Annotated in this window: 21 protein-coding genes; 3 read left to right on the plus strand and 18 right to left on the minus strand. The window is 41.0% G+C overall.

What is annotated here, in order from left to right:
* Nucleotides 1–989 precede the first annotated feature (989 nt).
* Complete coding sequence (gene katG / locus ABZP26_RS18945) at nt 990–3170, minus strand: catalase/peroxidase HPI (RefSeq protein WP_368485681.1); 2181 nt, start codon at nt 3168–3170, stop codon at nt 990–992.
* Between the two features lie 919 nt (nt 3171–4089).
* Between katG and ABZP26_RS18950 the strand changes: the two genes are divergently transcribed.
* A complete protein-coding gene (locus tag ABZP26_RS18950) occupies nt 4090–4974 on the plus strand; it encodes a tetratricopeptide repeat protein (protein WP_008467888.1) in 885 nt (294 codons plus the stop codon).
* Between the two features lie 199 nt (nt 4975–5173).
* Here ABZP26_RS18950 and ABZP26_RS18955 read toward each other — a convergent pair whose 3' ends face one another.
* The 5 genes from ABZP26_RS18955 to ABZP26_RS18975 form a co-directional block, all read right to left on the minus strand.
* Complete coding sequence (locus ABZP26_RS18955; protein ID WP_013462852.1) at nt 5174–5494, minus strand: hypothetical protein; 321 nt, start codon at nt 5492–5494, stop codon at nt 5174–5176.
* A gap of 9 nt (nt 5495–5503) precedes the next feature.
* On the minus strand, nt 5504–6205 hold the full coding sequence (locus ABZP26_RS18960) for a nuclear transport factor 2 family protein (protein ID WP_028834673.1): 702 nt from the start codon (nt 6203–6205) through the stop codon (nt 5504–5506).
* Between the two features lie 90 nt (nt 6206–6295).
* Nucleotides 6296–7039, minus strand: coding sequence for a ferredoxin--NADP reductase (locus ABZP26_RS18965; RefSeq protein WP_013462849.1), 744 nt, complete (start codon nt 7037–7039; stop codon nt 6296–6298).
* 1286 nt (nt 7040–8325) lie between these two features.
* Complete coding sequence (gene deoD, locus ABZP26_RS18970) at nt 8326–9027, minus strand: purine-nucleoside phosphorylase (protein WP_036955453.1); 702 nt, start codon at nt 9025–9027, stop codon at nt 8326–8328.
* A 65-nt stretch (nt 9028–9092) separates the two neighbouring features.
* Complete coding sequence (locus ABZP26_RS18975; protein ID WP_028834670.1) at nt 9093–10310, minus strand: phosphopentomutase; 1218 nt, start codon at nt 10308–10310, stop codon at nt 9093–9095.
* A 192-nt stretch (nt 10311–10502) separates the two neighbouring features.
* On the opposite strand from ABZP26_RS18975, the gene udk reads away from it, so the two are divergent.
* Together udk and ABZP26_RS18985 are read left to right on the plus strand one after the other, a co-directional pair.
* Nucleotides 10503–11132 carry a uridine kinase gene (udk, locus tag ABZP26_RS18980; protein WP_013462847.1) on the plus strand — a complete coding sequence of 210 codons (630 nt, stop codon included), beginning with the start codon at nt 10503–10505 and terminating at the stop codon, nt 11130–11132.
* A gap of 17 nt (nt 11133–11149) precedes the next feature.
* A complete protein-coding gene (locus ABZP26_RS18985; RefSeq protein WP_013462846.1) occupies nt 11150–12373 on the plus strand; it encodes a NupC/NupG family nucleoside CNT transporter in 1224 nt (407 codons plus the stop codon).
* Nucleotides 12374–12946: 573 nt separating this feature from the next.
* Here the strand turns inward: ABZP26_RS18985 and ABZP26_RS18990 are convergent.
* The 12 genes from ABZP26_RS18990 to ABZP26_RS19045 all read right to left on the minus strand — a co-directional run bounded on the left by ABZP26_RS18990 (nt 12947) and on the right by ABZP26_RS19045 (nt 22880).
* Entirely contained in the window at nt 12947–13705 is a 759-nt protein-coding gene (locus tag ABZP26_RS18990; protein ID WP_215522230.1) for an ABC transporter substrate-binding protein, read from the minus strand.
* Nucleotides 13706–14069: 364 nt separating this feature from the next.
* Entirely contained in the window at nt 14070–14279 is a 210-nt protein-coding gene (locus tag ABZP26_RS18995; RefSeq protein ID WP_008467029.1) for a cold-shock protein, read from the minus strand.
* A gap of 260 nt (nt 14280–14539) precedes the next feature.
* On the minus strand, nt 14540–15253 hold the full coding sequence (locus tag ABZP26_RS19000; RefSeq protein ID WP_248474830.1) for a hypothetical protein: 714 nt from the start codon (nt 15251–15253) through the stop codon (nt 14540–14542).
* Nucleotides 15250–15990 (minus strand): iron transporter, encoded by a 741-nt coding sequence (locus tag ABZP26_RS19005; protein WP_368485682.1) that lies wholly within the window; start codon nt 15988–15990, stop codon nt 15250–15252. Before ABZP26_RS19005 ends, ABZP26_RS19000 begins: the two co-directional genes overlap by 4 nt.
* Nucleotides 15977–16330: a cupredoxin domain-containing protein gene (locus ABZP26_RS19010; protein ID WP_013462841.1), complete on the minus strand. Its 354-nt coding sequence runs from the start codon at nt 16328–16330 to the stop codon at nt 15977–15979. Before ABZP26_RS19010 ends, ABZP26_RS19005 begins: the two co-directional genes overlap by 14 nt.
* Nucleotides 16323–17624, minus strand: coding sequence for an ATP-binding protein (locus ABZP26_RS19015; RefSeq protein WP_029609982.1), 1302 nt, complete (start codon nt 17622–17624; stop codon nt 16323–16325). Before ABZP26_RS19015 ends, ABZP26_RS19010 begins: the two co-directional genes overlap by 8 nt.
* A 62-nt stretch (nt 17625–17686) precedes the next feature.
* Nucleotides 17687–18346, minus strand: a complete 660-nt coding sequence (locus ABZP26_RS19020) for a response regulator transcription factor (RefSeq protein ID WP_013462838.1) — start codon at nt 18344–18346, stop codon at nt 17687–17689.
* Between the two features lie 11 nt (nt 18347–18357).
* On the minus strand, nt 18358–19005 hold the full coding sequence (locus ABZP26_RS19025; RefSeq protein WP_013462837.1) for a hypothetical protein: 648 nt from the start codon (nt 19003–19005) through the stop codon (nt 18358–18360).
* Between the two features lie 294 nt (nt 19006–19299).
* Nucleotides 19300–20070 (minus strand): SDR family oxidoreductase, encoded by a 771-nt coding sequence (locus ABZP26_RS19030; protein WP_013462836.1) that lies wholly within the window; start codon nt 20068–20070, stop codon nt 19300–19302.
* Complete coding sequence (locus ABZP26_RS19035) at nt 20067–20756, minus strand: TenA family transcriptional regulator (RefSeq protein ID WP_016900001.1); 690 nt, start codon at nt 20754–20756, stop codon at nt 20067–20069. The genes ABZP26_RS19030 and ABZP26_RS19035 overlap by 4 nt, the downstream gene beginning before the upstream one ends.
* Nucleotides 20749–22227: an AMP-binding protein gene (locus ABZP26_RS19040; RefSeq protein WP_368485683.1), complete on the minus strand. Its 1479-nt coding sequence runs from the start codon at nt 22225–22227 to the stop codon at nt 20749–20751. The genes ABZP26_RS19035 and ABZP26_RS19040 overlap by 8 nt, the downstream gene beginning before the upstream one ends.
* The gene (locus ABZP26_RS19045) at nt 22224–22880 is read right to left on the minus strand and encodes a thermostable hemolysin (protein WP_028834663.1); all 657 of its coding nucleotides are present in this window, start codon (nt 22878–22880) and stop codon (nt 22224–22226) included. Before ABZP26_RS19045 ends, ABZP26_RS19040 begins: the two co-directional genes overlap by 4 nt.
* Nucleotides 22881–22945 lie beyond the last annotated feature (65 nt).

Here is a 22945-nt window from a genome sequence, read left to right on the forward strand (position 1 = left end):
GTTCGGGGTTCGGGGTTCGGGGTTCGGCAGAATTATGCTTGGTATCAATTAAAACGCAATTGGTAATTTGTTTATAAAAAAGGCCGAGAAAAGCTGTATTTTTTATTTGCTCATTTGCTCTCATTCTTTGCTCTTTGTGCAAATAGGTTTTAAGTTATTTATTCACCACAGAGATTAAGAGGCGCTGCGCTGAAAGAGTAGGTTAAAGGTTAAAGGTTCATTGCTGATACGACTAGGTGTCAAACTATTTGTACAAGCTCGCTGCTCGCCACGCGAAGCCCGTTATCTTCTTACTCGCTTCTCTGTGCTCAAACAAGAAATTAGATTTAAACGTTAGATAAATGCGCGAGGTAAACTCCCGCCTACGGATATGATTAACATCTGGATTTAACGTAGGTGGGGCTTTATGCCGCGCAAGACCATTATTCACAAAGAGGGCGAAGAGACGCTGCGCTTTTAGAGGAAAAAAGCAACTATCAGGGTGTAGCAGCGATTTTATATCGCGTCAGGTCAAGGTCATTGCATTTTACCCGAACCTCGCAGCCCGTGTTTTCTCATTTACTCTCATTCGCTTCTCTGTGTTCAAATAGCTTTTAATGAATTATTCACAAAGAGGGCGAAGAGACGCTGCGCTTTTAGAGGAAAAAAGCAACTATCAGGGTGTAGCAGCGATTTTATATCGCGTCAGTGTTAAACCTAAATATGTATTTACCACCGAGAACACAGAGTTCACAGAGAAACGCTTAAAAAATACCAAACCACCTCTGTGCAGCGCAAAGCGCCTCGGGAACCTCTGTGGTGCAAAAATTGTTTTTAGCAGAAAATATCTTTCGTAGCAGCGATTTTATATCGCGTCAGGCCAAGGTCATTGAACTATACCCGCGCCTCGCAGCCCGCAGCTCGTAACCTTTAACCTTTAACCTTTAACCTTTAACCTAAATAATATAAAAAAAGGAGCATTGCTGCTCCTTTTTAAATTTTACTTAGGTTTATTTAATATCAAACCGGTCGGCGTTCATCACTTTTACCCATGCGGCGACAAAGTCGTGTACAAAACGAGTTTTGTTATCGTCTTGAGCATAAAACTCTGCCAGTGCACGGAGTATTGAGTTTGAACCAAATACTAAATCAACCCGCGTAGCCGTGTACTTAGTTTTACCACTAGCGCGGTCAACTATGTTGTACTCGCCTTTAACTGCAGGCTCCCAGCGGTTGTTCATGTCGGTTAAATTAACAAAAAAGTCGTTACTCAGTACGCCTACCTTGTCGGTAAATACACCATGTTCACTATTGCCATAGTTAGTGCCTAGTACGCGCATACCGCCTAGTAATACGCTCATTTCTGGTGCGGTTAGCCCCATTAATTGGCTGCGCTCTAGTAATAGCTCCTCGGCGGATACAGCATAGTCTTTTTTCAGCCAATTTCTAAAACCGTCATGAATTGGTTCTAATGGCTCGAATGACTCTGCGTCGGTCATGTCATCACTAGCATCGCCACGCCCTGGAGCAAACGGTACGGTTACATCAACACCTGCCTTTTTAGCCGCTTGCTCAACCGCAGCGGTGCCGCCAAGTACAATTAAATCGGCCATACTAACAGGCTTAGTTAAACTCGCTTGCAGTGTTTCAAGTGCGCTAAGTACTTTAGCTAAACGCGCAGGTTCGTTACCTTGCCAGTTATTTTGCGGAGCAAGGCGAATACGGGCGCCATTTGCACCACCACGGTGATCGGAGCCTCTATAAGTGCGGGCGCTATCCCATGCGGTATTAATTAAGTCGGTTTCACTTAATCCACAATTAAGTAGCTTCGCTTTTAACTCGGTTATTTCAGCGTCGCTTAGGGTGTAATCAACTACAGGAATAGGATCTTGCCAAATTAAATCTTCGCTGGGTACATCGGCGCCCAAATAACGTGATTTTGGCCCTAAATCACGGTGGGTTAACTTAAACCATGCGCGGGCAAATACGTCAGTAAAGTACTCAAAATCGTCATTAAAACGCTCAATAATTTTACGGTACGCTGGGTCGAGCTTCATTGCCATGTCGGCATCGGTCATTATTGGGTTTAAACGAATCGATGGGTCTTCCACATCAACGGGTTTATCTTCTTCTTTAATATTAACCGGCTCCCACTGATGAGCCCCTGCAGGGCTTTTGGTTAGCTCCCACTCGTAATTAAGCAACAATTTACAGTAGCCGTTATCCCATTTAGTTGGGTAGGTTGTCCATGCGCCTTCAATACCTGAGGTCATGGTATCGCGACCAATGCCACGGGTTTTATGGTTATTCCAGCCAAGGCCTTGCTCGTGCACATCGGCGGCTTCTGGCTCTGGGCCTAAGTTTTCTTCTTTGCCGTTACCATGCGTTTTACCTACTGTATGGCCACCGACCGTTAGCGCTGCGGTTTCTTCGTCGTTCATTGCCATACGTGCAAAGGTTTCGCGCACTTGTTCTGCGGTTTTAAGTGGATCGGGTTTACCATTTACCCCTTCTGGGTTTACGTAAATTAAACCCATTTGCACTGCCGCTAATGGGTTTTCCATGGTATCGGGTTTATCAACCTGGGTATATCGCTCATCACTTGGCGCAAGCCATTCTTTTTCTGCGCCCCAATAAACGTCTTTTTCTGGATGCCAAATATCTTCACGACCACCGGCAAAACCAAAGGTTTTTAATCCCATTGATTCGTACGCCATATTACCGGCTAAAATAATTAAATCGGCCCATGAAAGCTTGTTGCCATATTTCTTTTTAATTGGCCATAATAAACGGCGCGCTTTATCTAGGTTGGCATTATCTGGCCACGAATTAAGTGGTGCAAAACGTTGATTACCGGTACCACCACCGCCTCGACCATCAGCTAAACGGTACGAGCCCGCAGAGTGCCATGCCATACGGATCATCAGGCCTCCATAGTGCCCCCAATCAGCTGGCCACCAAGGTTGGCTTTGAGTCATTAAATCTTTTAAATCGGTTTTAAGTGCTTCTAGGTCGAGTGAATTAAAAGCGTCGGCGTAATTAAAGTCGCTGTCGTAGGGGCTGCTTTTGCTATCGTGCTGATGAAGAATGTCTAAATTAAGTGAGTTTGGCCACCAATCTGTATTGGTGTTTTCGGTTGTAGTATTACTGCCGTGCATAACTGGGCATTTACCCGCTTTATGATTATCCATATTGAGCTCCTTTTTAAGTATAAATAAAAACGCCCATGCTTACTGCTTTTGGTATTCACCAATTGGGAGCGCTGTTATTTTATTGCCATTATATTAGGGTCTGTTGACCTTTGTGGATTAAAATTCGTTCAAACTAGGGGCGGTTTAATCGCGGCGCGAGGTTTGTAACCTAGTGAGCTAAGTCAAAACCGAGCAACAAAGAGTAAATCGCCCCTGGGCAGAACCCTTCGGGCAGCGCCTGTTTGGAATTGATGCTGCGTTATCGCCTATTTATGGGGAATAACCACACCACATAGGCTCTGCCTTGCCTAAATACCAAACAGACTACTGCAAATTTAACCTTAAAAGGTCAACAGACCCTAATGACGTTTATGGTCTCTGCTTATTCAATATACGTGTAGCTGCTTTGATACGCTAGGGCAAAGTAATGCTTTAAAACGATTACTCTCATTTATAAATATGATGATGCAGCCAATGTTTGTGCTTAGCGTAAATAAATATTAAAACTTTTTATAAAATAGATGATCGTTATTAAAAATAGCCACGTAATGTACGATGAAGGGTTTGAAAGTGACTTAGGTTTTCTTAAGTGCACAGTGGAATACCCCCCTTCGCCATGAAATTATAGTTATAAAAGGTGTATAAGTTACTTATGCACCTTTATTTCTTTTTTATTTTTATCTATTTGAATTTAGTTAAGTAAAAATTCAGGTAGGCAAACTTACAATAGCACCTATCTCCTATTGTTCCCTTGATATGTTGATGTAGTTTTTTCCAGCCCAACTTGGGCTGGATTTTTTTGCCTGTAATAAAAGGTTTTTGAGTTAATTCCAGCTTCCCTATCCTCACCCTAGTACCAATGATGTGCGCATGTTAAAGTTAACAAAGCGATTAACTAATTTTTAAACTAGGCATATCAATGCGTTTTTATTTTTTACTATTTATTGTATTTATTGGTGTTTTTTCATCTGCGGTGCAAGCTGCTGATAAAAACACCGCAGCACTCAACGAGCAACAACAGCGTGAATTAGCACAGCTAGAAGCCCCTTTGTACAAACCATTACTTGAACGTTATATTCTCGACGAATTAAAGTCGGTTCGCCAAGATCAACAAAAACTGCGTGAAGACGTGACCAAACAAGTTACGCATGCACAGTTAGACACCGCCGATCGGGCGCTTACCTACACCACAGATACCATTAATAATGTATTTTTTATAATTACCGCCACCGCGTCTATTTTGGTATTAGTGGGCTGGAACTCGTTACGTGATGTAAAGAACAAAGTAGAAGATATAGTAAACACCCGAGTGAGTGTTATTACTGATGAGTATGAAGATCGCTTGAAAATATTAGAAGAAAAACTGCGAGTACGCTCTGAAGAAATACTCAGTAACCAAGAACGCATATCAATCACTAATGAAGTTCATTCGTTATGGATGCGAGCCAACCTTGAAAGTGATATTGCGAATAAAATTGAAATATTCGATGAAATTTTAAAACGTAAACCAGAAGATGTAGAAGCCATTGCCTACAAAGCGGATGCTTTATTAGAATTAAATGAGACTGAGCAAGCTATTGAGCTTTGTAATCAAGCAATTGATATAGATAGCGACTATGGTTACGCATACTGGCAGCGCGCCTGTGCGTATGCTTTAACGCATGAGCATGCAGATGCTCTAGCCGATATAAAAATGTCGCTTGAATACTCACCCAACTTACGAAACGAGCTACTTCATGAAAGTGCCTTTGCCAGTCTGCATGATAACGACAGCTTTAATGCGATAGTTTCAAACGAAGCCTAAACTTCGTTGCCTACAGGGAGGGTGGTAAAAAGCGTGAGCAGAACGCGAAAGTTTTGCTCAGTTTTTACTTATTATTACAGGGATGTAAGCCAGTAGAATAACTTAGGCGCAGTTATCGACCCCACTAGGTTAGAAGCTCGCGCCGCAATTAAACTGCCTCTAGATTAAACAAATATCAATCTACAAAGGTCAATAGAGCTTAGCGTTTAAAGAATAAGTCTATTGACTTAGTAAGCAGCTCGTCGAGCTGCTCTTCAAAGTCTTCTATGTTGATTTCAAAATGATTTAAATACGCTTTAGCCTGCACTTGAGATAAGTTGCGGTTTTTAACGCTGTATTGCCGCTCATCTTTTTGCTTATCGTATCGAGGTAAAAATAATAACTGCGCATAATAAGGCGACTTAATATGCTTGTTCGCAAAGCGACAAAAGTCTTCAATGTGGTCTGCGCCCTCAGGGCCTAAACAGCCAGGCTCTACACGATACATTACACGAATTTTTTTCTCGTCACTTAGCTGCATAATTAATAATTACCTAAAAAATAATACCCTAACCACTTTGCCATCTTTAATTTGATAGCTTGAAATAAGCTCTGAACGTTTATCTATCACGTTCGGATCGTTAGAGCAGGTTTCTGATAGCTCATGGTCAATCACAATGTCACCATGCACAATACGCTTAATAGGTGATGAGTGAAGACACTTTAGCTTTTTAAACATAATGCCATAACGCGCAATTAATTTTTCTTTACCTTTAAATAATAGCTCATTCGGGAAAATATAAAACTCAACATCTTCATCATACATACGAATAAATTCTTCAATGTTACGCGCGTTGTAGGCTTTAACTAATTGCTCTATAACAGCAAGTGACTCACGAGACTGTTTTGCTTTGGCTTGTTGCCTTGCTGTAAGTGCCTCTTTTGCTTGCGTCACTGCTTGCTCAGCCTCGACGACCGCTTGTGCTTTATCTACTTTACTTTTAGGCTGTTCAACCGGCTTCGTTGATTCGCTGCCAAGTACTTTAGAATCATCTGCAGTCACTTTCTTTACATCGGGTTGTTTAGGTATGTTAGCCTCTTGAGTTAACGTATCAAGTGCATCTTGTTGCGGCTGTACTTTTTCTGGCTGTGTCAGTTCAGCATTGTTTGATGATGCCGATTGCTCTATGGCATGACAGTTTAATGTGAAAGCGGCGAATAAACACGCATATATAATGAATGAAGGTTTCATGGTTTTCCTAAGTACAAAGACAAAATGCAATTAACGCGCAACATAGCAAATTTTACCCTCATGAGATAGTTATTATAGCGTTATAGCTCATTACCAATACTGCTCAACCGTAATATGCCCCGGCTCTTTTCGACGATTACGCTTATAGTTTTGAGCCACTAATAACTCACTGGTATCTTTAACCATTTGCGGATTACCACACAACATAAACTGCGCATTATTGGGAGTAGCACACAGCCCCACATGTTCAGATAGCGCGTTATTTTCTATCACTGTGGTTATTCGCCCAGCTAAACCTTGTAAAGGCTCCTCACGGCTAACTACTGGCACATAATTAAGCTGCCCTGGATGAGCCTTTAATAACTTATTAATTAGCTCCTGATAGCTTAAATCGCTATTTAGGCGCACCCCATGCACTAAGTTGATATGTTTGTATTTTTGCCATACCTCACTTTGCTGCAATATAGATAAAAACGGGCCAATAGCGGTGCCGGTGCTAAGCATCCAAAGTTGTTCACTCGCTGGCACTTCGTCAAGGGTAAAAAAACCGCTAGCACGGCGCTCTATTAGTACAGTGTCACCTGGGGTAAGTTGTGCTAAATGCGATGACAATTGGCCATCGACTACATTAATTAAATAAAATTCTAAATTTGGATCATCTGGTGCGTTAACATACGAGTAAGCACGAGCAATGCGTTTTTCACCGTCCATAACAGAGAGCTTTGTAAATTGCCCTGCTTTAAACGGTTCTACATCGGCGTTAACCGTTAAGCTAAATAACGATTCATTCCACCATTTAACTGACTTTACTGTGGCATCAATCCAATTAGACATAATTACTCCAGAGTGTAAAACGTGTTTTAGCTATCAGCTATCAGCTATCAGCTATCAGCTATCAGCTATCAGCTATCAGCTATCAGCTATCAGCTATCAGCTATCAGCTATCAGCTATCAGCTATCAGCTATCAGCTATCAGCTATCAGCTATCAGCTATCAGCTATCAGCTATCAGCTATCAGCTATCAGCTATCAGCTATCAGCTAAAACTTTAAAGTGGTTCATTTTAAAAGCAAGTTTTATAACTTAAACATTAGCATTAAGTTATAAATACTGACAGGGAAATAAATGAGAAGGCAGCGAGCTTCGAGTGACGAGTATCGAGCAACGAGCTAGTGCTAAAGCCTGAGACCTTTAATCTACTCTTTTAGCGCAGCGTCTCTTTGTCCTCTTTGTGAATAATGACCTTGCGCGGCATAAAGCTCCGCCTACAGTAAATTCAGAAGTTAACCATATCAGTAGGCGGGAGTTTACCTCGCGCATTTGTGTTTAATATCCTAGACCTGACGCGATATAAAATCGCTGCTACGAAAGGCACTTACTGCTAAAAACAATTTTTCACCACAGAGGGTTCCGAGGCGCTTTGCGCTACACAGAGGTAGATTGGTATTTTTTAAGCATTTCTCTGTAAACTCAGTGTTCTCGGTGGTAAATATTTTTTAAATTAATGACCTTGCGCGGCATAAAGCCCCGCCTAAAATAAATTTAGAAGGTAACCATATCAGTAGGCGGAAGTTTACCTCGCGCATTTTAATCTGACATCTAAAGTCTAATTTCTTGTTTAAACACAGAGAAGTGAATGAGAGTAAATGAGAAGACAACGGGCTTCGAGTGACGAGCTGCGAGCTACTGCTAAAACCTTTGACCTTTGACCTTTAACCTAGAACCTGAAACCTAGAAACCTAAAGCCCGTAGCTCGAAACCCGTGGCCCGCACCCCGAGGCCCGAATCTCACACCTAAATTTCAGGCATAAAAAAAGCCGCATAAAATGCGGCTTTGGGGGTTTAGTCTCACTTCACTTTGGGCGTGTCTCCAAAACTTAGTGAATACGTTACCAAGGAACTGTTGTATTTAACCTGAACTCTGGATAATAAATCTATCTCAAGCAGCTATTTACAGCGCTAACTACGTTGAATTTACTTGCAATAGGCGAGCTATTGACGTGTAATTTCGCCTTGTTTTCACTGGAAATCTCTGGCTAGAGAAAATAAACATAAATATCAATTTTGATTCAATACGTTAGTAAATCTCTTAACCAAAGTTCAGGTTATTTAAATAATTAATTAAATTGACTCTAGGGCAATTTTAACCATTTCGTTGAACGTGGTTTGACGCTCATCTGCAGGTGTTGCTTCGCCTGTGATTACATGATCACTGACGGTAAATAATGCCATTGCTTTTGCGCCGTATTCTGCTGCTACGCCGTATAAGCCAGCTGTTTCCATATCAACAGCGAGTACACCTAGTTTGTCTAGATCTTTATAAAACGTGTCGTCTGCTTGATAAAAAGTATCGGTAGTAAATACGTTACCTACTTTCGCATCAATACCTAAATCTTTAGCTGCATTTACGCCGTTTAAAAGTAATTCAAAGTTAGCAATGGCAGCAAAGTCAGTACCACGAACGCGGGCACGATTTACGTTTGAATCTGTGCTTGCACCTTGTGCAAAAATTACGTCGCGAATTTTAATATCGCTACCAATACCACCACAGGTACCTATACGAATAATATTTTTAACGCCAAAACTGACAATAAGCTCACGAGCATAAATTGACATTGAAGGAATGCCCATGCCAGAACCCATAATGCTCACTGGCTTACCTTTGTAAGTTCCAGTAAAGCCGTACATGTTACGTACGCCGGTTACTTGCACTGCATCATCTAAAAAGTTTTCAGCAATATATTGTGCGCGTAGCGGATCGCCTGGCATTAATACTGTTTCGGCAAAATCACCTACGTTTGCACTGATATGCGGAGTACTCATCGATTGTTTTCCTTTTGTTTGGCTAAAAGCCCTATTACTTTAAAAATAGCGAGCGTATTTTTAAGTTACTTAACTGTGTTCAGCTTATCAATAAAGCCATCACCATATTCTAACGCTTTAAGGTTAAACCATTGTGCAAGCGTTTGGCCAATATCGGCAAAGCTATTGCGTTCGCCCAGCGGGGTATTTTTCATCCCTGTCTGATAGGCAATAACCGGCACATATTCACGGGTGTGCTCAGACCCTGGGAAGGTCGGGTCACAGCCATGATCGGCGGTGATCATTAATAAATCATCCGGCTTTAATTGCGCTAAAATAGTGGGTAAGTAATCATCAAACTCTTTGAGCGCTTTCGCATAGCCAACAGGATTTCGGCGGTGACCAAACTTTTCATCAAAATCAACTAAATTGGTAAAAATCAAACTGTGATCCGGCGCAGTCGCCACCACTTCGCTGGTTTTTTCTAGCAAGTTCATTAACCCTGGCGCTTTATGCTTTTGGGTAATGCCTTGATGCGCATAAATATCTGAAATTTTACCAATGCTGATAACTTCGCCACCGTCTTTTGCAAGTACATCAAGCAATGTTGGCGATGGCGGTAATACTGAATAATCACGACGATTACCTGTTCTGGCAAAATCTTGATTATTAGAACCCAAAAATGGCCGCGCAATCACTCGCCCTATATTCATTTCATCAAGCAGCGCCCGTGCGATTTCGCAAACTTGATAAAGCTTCTCTAGGCCGAATGATTCTTCATGCGCGGCTATTTGAAACACACTATCAGCTGAGGTGTAACAGATTGGTTTACCTGTTTTTACGTGCTCTTCACCTAGCTGCTCTAAAATCGTGGTACCTGAGGCATGGCAATTGCCTAAAATGCCCGGAATACCTGTGCGAGCAATAAACTCGTCTACAAATTCTTGTGGGAAACTCGGCTGTGTTTTAGGGAAGTAACCCCAATCAAATAACACTGGCACGCCTGCCATTTCCCAATGACCCGATGGCGTGTCTTTACCGCTTGAAAGCTCTTTTGCGTAACCCCATGCACCTTGTGGTTCATGTCGCTCAGCAACTAAACAGGGTTCTTTACCAGCGGCTTCACATGCATCCACTAACCCTAATTTTGAAAGGTTAGGAAGCGAAAGCTTACTGCCAGTCTCGTCATAATATGCCTTGAGTAAATGTGCGAATGTATTAGCACCAACATCACCAAATTTATCTGCATCGGGTGCTGCGCCAATTCCTAAACTATCCGCCATTAAGATAATTGCTCTTGCCATTGTGACCTCACATCTGTTCTAGGTGGTTACTTTATCTGCTCTTCGAATTTTCCGTACAGGACATAAGTCCTGTTTCATAAAACCTAAACATTATAAATTTGCACTCTTAAGCGAAGCAAAAGAGATTAATCGTGTCTTTTTTGCTATTGTGATCTACCAACAATATATCCTTCTGTGTGGGTGAGAACTTTAGTGACACGAACTATTATAGCTATTGCAGGCGCATCGGCGTCCGGCAAATCTCTATTTAGCCAAACTATTTACAATGAATTGGTAAATGAGCTTGAACCAGGCGCTATCGCCATTATTGAAGAAGATGCTTATTACAAGGATCAATCGCATTTGCCGATGGCACATCGTACGCAAACGAATTACGACCATCCTGATGCATTTGAACACGAGCTATTGCTTGAGCATTTAACGCAACTTCGTAATGGCCACTCTGTTGAAGTACCAACTTATGATTATGCCCAGCATACACGTAGCGATAAAACGCGCCGTGTGGCTTCGGCTAAAATACTCATTGTAGAAGGTATTTTATTACTGAGTGATAAAGCGCTTAATAAAGAATTTGATATCAAGGTGTTTATAGATACGCCATTGGATATTTGTTTAATGCGCCGAATGCAACGCGACATGGAACAAAGAGGCAGAACATTACAATCTGTTGTTGAGCAATATCAAGCAACTGTTAGACCGATGTTTTATCAATTTATTGAGCCTTCAAAGCATAACGCTGACTTAGTTGTGACTCGAGGCGGTATGAATCGCGTTGCGATTGATATTATAAAAAGTAAAATAAAGTACATTTTACAAGAATAACAACGGGAAACGTTTGTATGACAACATTTATGAGCTTAGTAGGTATGCTAGTGCTACTAGGCATCGCTTTTGCGGCCTCAACTGATCGCAAAGCAATAAAACTAAGAACCGTGGGTATCGCATTTTTAATGCAAGTCATTATCGGCGGTTTTGTACTGTTTTTTGAAGCAGGCAAAAATGTATTAGCGAGTATGTCTCGCGCCGTTTCATCGGTTATTGGGTATGCCAACGATGGAATTGGCTTTTTATTTGGCCCATTAGCATCGCAAGATACGCTAGGGTTTATTTTTGCCATTCAAGTATTGCCAGTGATTGTGTTTTTCTCAGCACTTGTTGCTGTGTTATACCACTTAGGCATTATGGATTGGATAATTAAAATTTTAGGCGGTGGTTTACAAAAATTATTGAAAACCTCTCGCACCGAGTCGCTTTCAGCCACCGCAAATATTTTTGTTGGCCAAACTGAAGCGCCACTCATTGTTAAACCGTTTATTGCGACAATGACCAAATCTGAGTTATTTGCCGTAATGGTAGGTGGTTTGGCCACCGTAGCAGGCTCTGTAATGGCCGGTTACGTAATTATTGGTGTAGACCTTAAATATTTAATTGCAGCCAGTTTTATGGCAGCACCAGGTGGTTTCTTAATGGCAAAAATGATAGTGCCAGAGACAGAAACACCTAAAGATGATTTAGCCGATATAGATTTAGGCGACGACAAACCGGTTAATGTTATTGACGCAGCAGCATCAGGCGCAGCAAACGGTATGCACTTAGCATTAAACGTAGGTGCCATGCTTTTAGCATTTGTTGCACTGATTGCGTTATTAAACGGTTTATTAGGCGGTATTGGTGGGTTGTTTGATTACCCTACATTAACGCTACAAGAAATTTTAGGCTACTTATTTGCCCCTGTTGCATGGTTATTAGGTGTACCGTGGAATGAGGCAATTTTAGCCGGCAGCTTTATTGGTCAAAAGTTAGTAGTAAATGAGTTTGTTGCTTACTTAGACTTTATAAATTATCGCGATACGTTGAGTGCGCATACACAAGCAATTGTTACCTTTGCCTTGTGTGGCTTTGCTAACTTATCATCGATAGCCATTTTACTAGGTGGATTGGGCGGTATGGCGCCTAGTCGGCGAAAGGATATCGCACGCTTAGGGCTCAGAGCAGTGTTAGCAGGATCTATGGCTAACCTTATGAGCGCAGCAATTGCTGGGTTTTTCCTCTCGCTAGCTTAGAAACTTAATGAGACGATCCAACTGTTGCAAAACAATAGGATAGCGCTTTAAGGGGTTAAAGCACTATCTGACTTGAACGATACTTCACCAAGGGCCGCAAGGCCCTTTTATCGTTTTTATAGCCTCTACTTTCTAAATCCTCAGCAATTCATACCTAAAAATTCCCTAGCAAAGCTTTCATTCACGCACTCTTTACGCCATCAAAAGCCATCATTGCACTTATACCAATCCGCAATAATACTTAATCATTTTGCGGGGCTAAACGTGTCGCTACCTGTGTTAAAAAATTCTCATTTAGAACAACTAAATAGCGAATTTTTTGCCTAGCTATCAACTCGTTTTTCCAGCCTCAAAATAGACCACTTAATTAAGCGAATTGGTATTACTAAAAAATATAAACAACTGTGTAACTGCAGAAGCATTTACTTATTAGCCCTTTACAAGGCACTTGAGAGTATAAAAGGTAGCGAAGTTAACAAGAATGAATGGCTGTGAAGAGGTAATATAGGCATTATTAAGTGGGAACTTTTTGAGTTTTTCTGTGCTTAGGCGTGTTTATTATTGTCTATAGGCTTAATTTTTTACATAACGTTTAATGTAAGCTTCATAGCCAGACTCTGCCTTAAGCTGCTCAAGTGCTTGATTAAAGCGTTTTACTACCACAGGTGAAGTGGCTTTGTTAAAGCCAATATAGTTGCCTTTAAGCTCATCCACATGAATTTGCTTGAGCTTCACCAAGTCATCCCTAGAGTACCCAAATGGCTCAGTTTGATGATCAATAGTAAAGTCAGAGCCAATAATTAAATCGATGCGTTTTTTAAAAAAAAGTCGCATAAATGAGTCTGCTTCACTAAACAGTAGTAAGTTTTTATCGGTAACAAACCCAAGTCGACGCACCAGCATTTCATAAATGTCGCCTCGCACTATGCCCAACGAGTAGTTTTTAGCTTGTGAAATATCATTCATCACAATATGGTCGCTAGTTTTTAATTTAAAAAAGTAGGTTTGGCTCGATACCAAAGGTCCCACCCATTCAAAAAGAGGAATACGTTCTTGCGTTTTTGCTAGAGAAATGATGGCTGAGTGTGGGTTATTTTGCACTAACTGGTAAGCACGCTTCCAAGGTAACATAATAAATTCGCACTCTAGTGCGGCACGAGCACAAGCATCTTTCACTATATCATGATTAATACCCGCTAGCTGCCCAGCTTCATTTTGAAAATTGTAAGGGGCAAAGCTTTCGGTATAAATAACCAATTTAGGCGCATTAGCCTGGATATTATGGCTAAATAGCAACCCTAACGCTAATAATGTAAATTTAAAAATAAACACCCCCTATAATTTAAGTAATAACCTTAACCTAGAAAGCATGTAGAAACTATTAATTTATAGCACTTTTATAATGTTAAAAATAGCAGGTGATTTGAGAGTGACTATCGTTAATAATACCAATCCGCAATAATACTCAATCATTTTGCGGGGCTAAACGTGTCGCTATCTGTGTTAAAAAATTCTCATTTAGAACAACTAAATAGCGAATTTTTTGCCTAGCTATCAACCCGTTTTTCCTGCCTCAAAATAGACCGCTTAATTAAGCGAATTGGTATAAATTTACAGATGGTGGGGAGATATTCTTAAATTTTAGACACAAAAAAAGCGCCTTAAGCGCTTTTTTTCATTTTACTTAAAAGTAAAATTATAGAGCTGTGATGTTATCAGCTTGAGGACCTTTTTGACCTTGTGAAAGAGTGAACTCTACACGTTGGCCTTCAGCTAAAGTTTTGAAACCTTCGCTTTTGATTGCTGAGAAATGTGCGAAAACGTCTGGACCATTTTCTTGCTCGATGAAACCAAAACCTTTAGACTCGTTGAACCACTTAACTGTACCTGATACGATGTTAGACATAGTATTATTCCTGATATAAAAATTAAATTGTGCCCTAATGGGCGGTGTAGCAAAAAATGAGATGGTACTTAAAAACTTCAGGACGGTACTACAAGTATTACTTATACAACAACGAAATGGAGATTTATAAATTATCATGCTTTCTTTCTAGCTGCGGACTACTATATAGAGTTACAGACTCAAGTCAACCCTTAATGCGATTTAATTTATAAAATAGCTTAAGCAGCCCGCTTTATAAATTAAGTACTTGTTTAAAGAGCTTAAAATTCAAATTCTAGTGCCATTCTAAAGCTATGATTTTTCTCTGACTGGCTGATTTCAGTAATAAAACCGGCTTCCCACTTTAATTGTTTTTGTCCATCAAAGCGATGTAACCCTATAAATCCGGGGCCAATACCGACAAAGTCTTCGCCAAGATAAACCTCAACCGCGGGCTGAAAAGCAGACAAATAGCGGTAGCGATATTGCGCTCTAAATTCGCTTTCCCACTCATTTTGTATATCTTGGCCCCACTCGTACACTAAAAATGCATTCATAGTGAGACTTGCACGACCAAACTCTTTTTCAATCACAAAACCGGTGGTTGCTTCATATGCGTCGGCGTCATGCTGCTTTTCAAATTCAAATAACGCGCCCCAATCAGCCCATAGCCTGCCCTGCTCTATTAACTGCCAACGAAGTTCTAACTCATACGCTTGCAAGCCAAAGTCACCATTATCATCGCGCTCGCCCACTAAATAGCCTTCCAATGCCATGGTGTCGTTAATTGCGCCGCCTAAGCCAACGCGCTGCGCTAAAATATTACCACTGTCGGTTTGATGTGACACAAGCCGCCACTCTAGCTCGCGCTCAAACGGCAACACATAAGGATGATAAACTTTATCAACCACTATGCCATCAGCATAAGTCAGCTTAGGTATTAATAAACAAAAACCAATTAATACAGTGGCTGCAAATAGGTTTATTGCTTTCATGATTGTTCCTTAGTTATTGATTTAGGAATAAAATAACAAACTGATAAAAATAACACGCTGCTCAGCACATAACTTAAAACACTGGTTAAATTAGGCGTAGCCTCATAACCGATAAGTGCGCGCAAAACCCGTCCAAACTCTGAGTTTTCAGTTAAAACAGCACGTAAATCCCATACGGTTGCCGTTGTTGCTATCAAATCAATTTGGCTCGCCAAATCAAGTGCCACAACCAGTTTTGCCGCACTGTTTAATGCTAACAATACCAATAAAGGGATAAGCCCAAAGCGCTGTTTGATTGCACTCAATAAAAAATACAACAACACACTAAAGCTACTGCATATCCCTAAGCCTAAAAAAGTGCCAATAAATAAGCTTTGTGCTGCTTCGTTGTTTTGCCAAAAGCCAATCAGGTAAATAATGTAATGACTTAAATAAAGAGTCATTACACTGATAATCGCAATCATAAATGCAGGCGTTGCTTGTTTAATGGCGTAGTACAGCGCACTGATAAACACTAAAACACATAAAGCAATTTGGGTATATTCTAAACCCTGGTAGTCGAACAAGGGACTAATTAGCGGAGCACTTTTTACAAATAAAAATGATAACCCCACACCTAAAACAAGCATCCCCAGTACCTTCACTAAACTTTGCTTGGCAATCACTTGGAGTAAAATAAGTAAAATGGCCACCGGCAATAACTGATTGAGGCTCATCACAAGGCTAGTTATTAGCATCAGAACCCTCCTTTTCGGTCGCTATTACAACACCACGCGCCGTATTGGGCGAGAACTCGCCAAAAAATTCATAACGCCCAGGAGTTAGCGGCCCAATATAAATAACGCTTTTGCGATTAGGGTAAAGTACTTTCTCTCGGTTGAGATCGAAACTGTCGAATTCTTCAGGCGTACTATCTTGATTTTCGATTAACAAGCGTACCTTTTTATTGGCCGGCACCACGATTTCTGCGGGATAAAACAAATGATCTTTAAGTACAATAAGATAGTCTTTACTGGCGGCGTTAAATGATAAAAATACGCAACAATATAAATAGGGGTGAATAAGTCGTTTAATCACATTTAGCTCCTGCAAAAACTACCTGTACTTTTAAGCCGCCCAAATCGCTATCTGTTAAATTAATTTCAGCGCTATAAATAGCAATAATGTGCTGGACTATTGCCATGCCTAAGCCCGCACCTTGTTCACCCGAAGGATGTTGGTCACCGCCAACGCGATAAAAACGGTTAAATATCCGTTGTTTTTGATCGTCCGTCATACCTGGACCGCTGTCTTCTATTTGCCAAATACGCTGCCTGTGCATCTGCTTTAGGGTAATTTTTATTTGTCCGTTTGCAGGCGCGTACTTTATAGCATTACTCAGTAGGTTTGAAATCAACGTCACTAAGGTAAACTCATCACCGTTAATAGTAAAGTCATCTCCCTCAAGGCTAATAGTGTGATTTTTAGCCTCTATTTTTTCATATAGTTGGCTAACTACTTCTTGCGTGATCGCTAATAATGACTGTTCTTTAAACTGCTTTTGCCACTGCTCTGGCTGAGTACGTCCTAGTATTAGCATTTGCTCCACTATATTGGTGAGTCGATTTATACCTTGAGTCATGGCTTGTAATTCTTGGTTATCGCCTTGTTGGGCGGCCAAATTATGCACATTAATTTTTAAACTGCTCAGGGGTGTACGTAATTCATGGGCGGCATCTGAGGCAAAAAAACGCTCTCGTAAATAGGCCGTTTCTACGCGTTTAAATAAGTCGTTTAAGCGGCTGATCACTGGTTTTATTTCTTCATCCGTCACCTGCCAATTGATCGCTGTGAAATCATTTGCTTGGCGCAGGGCTAACTGTTTTGATAAACGAGTTAACGGTGCCAGTGCATATTTAACAAAAAAGCTAATAAATAGCGCAAGCAAAGGAACCGCCCATAACATGGGTAACATGGCTGATAAAATCACCGCCTCGGCAAGCTCAAACCGCTTAGCAATCGGCTCGGCAACAATAACGGTGCGTAAAGAAGTAGCAAAAACGAATACCCGCATTCGCTGCCCTGCAATATTAAGCGTTTGAAAACCTGCTTGATATTGGCTCAAATCAAGATTTAATTCGTCAGAACCGCTAAGTAGCTCACCACTTTGCCAAATTTGATACAGTAACTGGGCGCTTTCTTGCATTTTTGGCGCCATAGCGTTTATAGATAGAGGCTGTTGCATCAAGACTCCAGCCACTACTTTTAGCTCACTATCGAGTAATTGCTCACCATGGCTCATACTTTTTTGATAGCCTTTTACTAAAGCTAAAAAGCAGGTTAACACCATCATTGACAGTAAGATAAGTGTTAAACGCTTACGAATTGACATAGAGCATGGTTACCTTTGTAAATTCAAGTTTGTGCGATCTAGGGGTGTTTTAATCACGTGAGCTATCTCTTTCCCACAACATAGCCAATACCACGGAGAGTTTTAATAAAATCGCTGGGGAATTTTTTTCGTAGGTGATGAATATGCACCTCAATGGTGTTAGAGCCAACCTCTTCACCCCATTGATAGAGTTTATTTTCTAACTGCTGCTTAGATTGCACGCGACCTTGGTTTTCCAGTAACGCTTTTAGCAGCATGTACTCTTTTCGCGGCAGAGAAAGTAGCTCATCGTTAAGTGTGACACTGTGCGCTGACGTATCCATAGTAACATCACCACATTGTAATAAGCTCGACTGAGCTTGATTTACACGTCGGCTCGCTACGCGCAAACGAGCAAATAATTCGGCTGGTTCAAATGGCTTAGCTAAATAATCATCAGCCCCCATATCAAGCCCTTGCACTTTGTCATCTATGCTACTGCGAGCGGTTAGTATCACCACCGGAATGACTTTTTTTTGTGCTTTTATGTGCTTTAAAATTTGCGAACCATCACCATCAGGTAAGCCTAGGTCAAGTATAACCAACTCTATTTCGCCACTGCCTAAACATTGCAACGCATGCTTAACCGTTGCGCTGTGTTCTACACTGTAGCCTTCTTGGCGCAATGAGCGGCAAAGCCCTTGCGCCACAAGATGATCATCTTCAACTAATAATAAATGCATTGTTTGTTTTGTTATCTCTTTAGTTTTTTATCAACTTTAGCTAATAATTGGCTAATTGCTTGCTGACGATATTTGTCCGCTTTAGCGCGAGTATCACGAATACCGGCCGCTTGTGCAACTAACAAATGGGCTTTGGCTTGCTTATATTCACGTTCGTCGTATAAAAACTCACCATACAAGTAATTAGTATCAATGCCTTTTTGATTAAAAGCGAGTGCTTGCTTAAAAAACTTATCGGCGGTGTCATCATCACCAAAGCCAATTGGCCACCCTGGTACTTTACTGTATAAAGTTGCCAGGCTGGCATACGCTGAGCCACCTAAAGCACTGTCGTCTATTTTAAGGGCTTGCTCTAATGATGCCTTTGCATCTTTGGCATAACCCAACGCCCCTAAGCCGCCTTTTGCACCCGCAAAACTTGCCAGCACAATGCCGTTCCATGTGTAGCTATTTGCTGAATTAGGATAGTTTTCGATAAATTGAGCACTTTGCTCACTCAGTTGAGTAAAGGCTTTGATTTGTGCGTCATCTTTAAGCTCATAATTAGCGACCGCCCACTGCTGTTGAATAGCGAGTAAGTCGCTTTGTTCATCTGCAAATACCGGCGATGAAAACACACTAACAATGCTTAAATAAGCTGCTAAAGTAAATTTTTTCATAATAAATCCTCTATTATTTAGGGTCTGCTGACCTTTCAAGGTTGAATTTGCAGCAGCCTGTTTGGTATTTAGGCAAGGCAGCGCCTATGTGGTGTGGTTATTCCCCATAAATTGGCGATAACGCAGCATCAATGCCAAACAGGCGCTGCCCGAAGGGTTCTGCCTAGGGGCGATTTACTCTTTGTTGCTCGGTTTTTACTTAGCCCACTAGGTTACAAACCTCGCGCCGCGATTAAATCACCCCTAGTTTGAACAAATTTCAATCCGCAAAGGTCAACAGACCCTAGTGAACAACTAGCCTAAAAAGCTTTTTATTTTAGGGAGTTGTTTAGCAATTGCGTTATCTACAATACGTGGAAAAACGCCATTGATACGTGCAAAAAGTTTCTCAGGAAAACCAATAAATCGTCTGGTTTTATTTGAGTTTAATAACGCAACTAACTCATCAGCCACCAACTGCGGAGAGTCCATTTGATTACCAAGCGCTTTGTTCATTGCTCGCGTTTGAGCATCATTAATGTCGGTATCAGTTGCTCTAGGTGCCAAATAAGTAACTCTAACGCCAGTGTCTGAAAGCTCTCGTGATAACGCTTCGCTAAAACCACGCAAACCAAATTTACTGGCACAATAAAGTGTTTGATATGGGTAACCTATGCTACCAAAAGACGACCCAACATTAACTATGGTGCCTCTATTCGCTTGCAGCTGCTCTAAAAACAGTTGGCATAGTTTCATCGGGACGGCTAAATTAGTGCTCAGTAGATTATCAATTTGTTCACTACTACAACTACTTAAGCTTTGCATAACATTAATGCCTGCATTGTTTATGAGTAATTTAGCACCGCCCAATTTTTTGGCTTTAATTGCCAATGCCAGCATGTTTTCTGCAACGGTTAAATCTCCCACAAAAGTCATACTACCTGGGCACTGGCTACTTAGCGCATTTAGCGCATCGCCATTACGCCCTACTAATAGTAATTGCCAACCTTGTGCGTGCAGTGTTTTGGCAATCGCTTGGCCAATTCCCCCTGTGGCTCCTGTTAACACACATAAGCCGGTATTCATGCGTGTTGCTCTTGTGCTGATGCTTTAAAGAACGGCTCGTCATCTAAAGCGCGAAAAATATCACCGTACAAACGATAAAAACATTTTGCGCCATGTAAAATAGCTTGCTGATCGGCCTCATTAGTAATTTTGTTCATCAAGTTTTCAAAAAACTTTACGTGCTCTATATCAAGCGCACCATGAGAGGTTAAATAGCTAAATGCTTTTTTAGGTAAACCAACTGCATCAGCAATATTTGAAGCTGCGCCATCAGCCAGGGCAATTGAAGTCCCTTCGAGTACATGAACCATGCCAAAAAAGCTTAATGGATTTTTACGAGCGATACTGTCATACGCATACGAGACCATCATTTCGGTAGCAAATTGTGGCTTACTATGGCGCACACTTTCTTTATCAAAACCACACGCGGCAATATCGTTAAGCACCCATTCTTGATGGCCAATTTCCTCTTCAATGTATTCGGCTACGGCTTCACGTAACCATTCTTGTTCGTCGGTCAAACGGGCACCTAACGACATCATTAATGGCACAGTGTGTTTTACATGATGATAGGCTTGCGCTAAAAATGACGCATACTCTTCAAGTGATGCTTGGCCTTTAAAAACGCGCTGTATAATTGGCGCAGCTAATAAGTACTCACGCTCGTTTTGAGTTTGTGCTTTTAATGTATTAAAAAAATCAGTCATGGATCACTTCTCCAAGTCGGTAAAATTGTTCAAAAATAAGGTTAAATTGCTGGCTAATAGCCTGGCGCTTAGGACGATTATTGGTCGTTAGTAACCCTTGCTGAACACTTAAAGGCTGAGCTAACCGATGCCACTTTTTAACTTGTGCATAATCGGGTAACTGTTGATTTATAAATTTCATATGCTCACTGAGTTGTTGATCACTCAGCTCAGGGATTGCATAAATAATCGCGGTTAAAAAAGGTTTGCCTTCACCAAAAACAACGGCTTGTATAATCGCGCTTTGGCTCAATATTAATGACTCAGGCCATTCAGCACTGACATTACGGCCCATGCTGGTAATAATCAGGTTTTTAAGTCGCCCTTTTATGAAGAGCTTATTGCCATGCTGGGTCACTAAATCGCCTGTTGCATACCAGTTATTTTGGTTATGCGGCGCTTGATTTAAATACCCTAAAAATAGCTCACCCTTTATGTACAACTGGCCTTTTTCGATTTTGGTTTGTATGTGCGGCAGTACAGTGCCGGCACTCTTTAAATCATCATTTTTGGGCGTATTTAAACTTACGACAGATGCCGCCTCTGATAATCCATACCCCTGATAAACAGGTAAATTAAGCTCTCTGGCGGTGGCAATTAAAGCATCACTCACGAGCGCTCCGCCAACTGCAATAAACTGTAATGACTTTGGCGGCTGCCAACCTTGTTTTGCAAACGCTACTAAACACGTTAATAACTCAGGCACTAAAATAAGGGTGTTAGGTTTTACACTGTCAATTGCCCTAATTAGTTTTTCAGGATTTTTTAACCCTGAGCCAACAAAACCCAATTCGTTTAACGGCATTAAATGTACACAACCGCCACTTAATAATGGTGCATAAATACCTGCAATATTTTCCAGTAAGACAGGTAATGGCAGTAAACATAAGTGAGTTGGTTTACTTATACCTATTTGCTCACATAACGATTGTGCAACTTGCATTTGGCTATGAGTTGATAAACACACACCTTTTGGCTCGCCTGTAGAGCCTGACGTGAAGGTGATTTTTTGCGTGCCCTCAAAGTAACTAATCGATTCTTTAACGTTGAGCTGATAAATATATAAGGTGTAATGATCAAACAAAGTAATAGACAATGTATGCGCACCCAAAGAAAGCCTTGGCATATCACTTATAAACAGCTGTGCACCACACTGTGCCAACACATATTGCGTTTGTTGTTGACTAAAAAAATGGGCGATCGGTATAGCCACTTTATTAGCAACGCTGGTCGCAGCATCAAGTACCAACCATGCAGGTGTGTTATCAAGTTGAAATGCAATTGCATCAGCATCTGAATTTGCAAAAATTTCCGCTACTTTATTAATTTCGTGAAGCAGCTCAGCACCTGTGAACTGTTGTGTTTGATTCGCAAAATGCGCAACTACCGCCGGCTGAATAGCTAAATCATTTAAGCTATTTAACATACTCATACCGCCTCCAGCGCATTGATTAATGCCGTAATGCCATGTGTATTTTGTTGTTTAATATCAAGTAGCATTGGCGTATTAAGTACTTGTAGATGTGCTTGCTCTAAATTAACAATGCATACTGTAGGCTGGTTCGCGTAGTAACTTCCCCAGCTTTTTGGTTGCTCAACAACACTGCTGTTAGCCAATGCAATTTCATTACACGTTACCCCTAATAAACGCAATAAAGCACGTACATGTTTGGTGGCACAAAAAACCAAATTAGTAGCACCAATAGCTCTTAAAGCTTCATTAACAATAATAAAATGCGATAATGTGGCTTTTCTGTGTGTTGAATAGAGATTACCTAACTCAAACACTTTACTGCGCTGTGTGCCCATTGGTAAAAACTGCTCAATGGGCGCTGCTAAATATTGTTCAATAAATAAAGGAGAAGTGGCGTTTCTAAGCCCTAAAGTGCAATGCCCTTGCTGAGTTTTATACTGACAGAGTAATGGCATAAATGAAGTTAGGCTGGCATTGTACGCAGCTAAAAAGCCTTGTTTTACTGTATCTTCAAGGCGCTGACGGTGTTCATCACATTCTCTGGCGCTCACAAACTGTGTGAACGACTGAAAAAGTGTTGATGATGACTGTTGTTGTTGAGCTAATTGCATAAAAGCATCGCCTGTATTAAATCTATAGGTAGAATTTAATAGGCGAAACTTAAATAAAACTTAAG

Source organism: Pseudoalteromonas sp. SD03, from assembly GCF_040937955.1.
In the GTDB taxonomy this organism is placed as follows: Bacteria; Pseudomonadota; Gammaproteobacteria; order Enterobacterales; family Alteromonadaceae; genus Pseudoalteromonas; species Pseudoalteromonas tetraodonis.

Bases quoted from the DNA above. Each gene is read 5' to 3' on its own strand.
- ABZP26_RS19015 (WP_029609982.1), bottom strand. From the start codon at position 17,624: ATGTCAATTCGTAAGCGTTTAACACTTATCTTACTGTCAATGATGGTG.
- ABZP26_RS18955 (WP_013462852.1), bottom strand. From the start codon at position 5,494: ATGCAGCTAAGTGACGAGAAAAAAATTCGTGTAATGTATCGTGTAGAG.
- ABZP26_RS19035 (WP_016900001.1), bottom strand. From the start codon at position 20,756: ATGACTGATTTTTTTAATACATTAAAAGCACAAACTCAAAACGAGCGT.
- ABZP26_RS18965 (WP_013462849.1), bottom strand. From the start codon at position 7,039: ATGTCTAATTGGATTGATGCCACAGTAAAGTCAGTTAAATGGTGGAAT.
- ABZP26_RS19020 (WP_013462838.1), bottom strand. From the start codon at position 18,346: ATGCATTTATTATTAGTTGAAGATGATCATCTTGTGGCGCAAGGGCTT.
- ABZP26_RS19040 (WP_368485683.1), bottom strand. From the start codon at position 22,227: ATGAGTATGTTAAATAGCTTAAATGATTTAGCTATTCAGCCGGCGGTA.
- ABZP26_RS18950 (WP_008467888.1), top strand. From the start codon at position 4,090: ATGCGTTTTTATTTTTTACTATTTATTGTATTTATTGGTGTTTTTTCA.
- ABZP26_RS19000 (WP_248474830.1), bottom strand. From the start codon at position 15,253: ATGAAAGCAATAAACCTATTTGCAGCCACTGTATTAATTGGTTTTTGT.
- ABZP26_RS19045 (WP_028834663.1), bottom strand. From the start codon at position 22,880: ATGCAATTAGCTCAACAACAACAGTCATCATCAACACTTTTTCAGTCG.
- ABZP26_RS18975 (WP_028834670.1), bottom strand. From the start codon at position 10,310: ATGGCAAGAGCAATTATCTTAATGGCGGATAGTTTAGGAATTGGCGCA.
- deoD (WP_036955453.1), bottom strand. From the start codon at position 9,027: ATGAGTACTCCGCATATCAGTGCAAACGTAGGTGATTTTGCCGAAACA.
- ABZP26_RS18995 (WP_008467029.1), bottom strand. From the start codon at position 14,279: ATGTCTAACATCGTATCAGGTACAGTTAAGTGGTTCAACGAGTCTAAA.
- ABZP26_RS19005 (WP_368485682.1), bottom strand. From the start codon at position 15,990: ATGCTAATAACTAGCCTTGTGATGAGCCTCAATCAGTTATTGCCGGTG.
- ABZP26_RS19030 (WP_013462836.1), bottom strand. From the start codon at position 20,070: ATGAATACCGGCTTATGTGTGTTAACAGGAGCCACAGGGGGAATTGGC.
- ABZP26_RS18985 (WP_013462846.1), top strand. From the start codon at position 11,150: ATGACAACATTTATGAGCTTAGTAGGTATGCTAGTGCTACTAGGCATC.
- katG (WP_368485681.1), bottom strand. From the start codon at position 3,170: ATGGATAATCATAAAGCGGGTAAATGCCCAGTTATGCACGGCAGTAAT.
- ABZP26_RS19025 (WP_013462837.1), bottom strand. From the start codon at position 19,005: ATGAAAAAATTTACTTTAGCAGCTTATTTAAGCATTGTTAGTGTGTTT.
- ABZP26_RS18960 (WP_028834673.1), bottom strand. From the start codon at position 6,205: ATGAAACCTTCATTCATTATATATGCGTGTTTATTCGCCGCTTTCACA.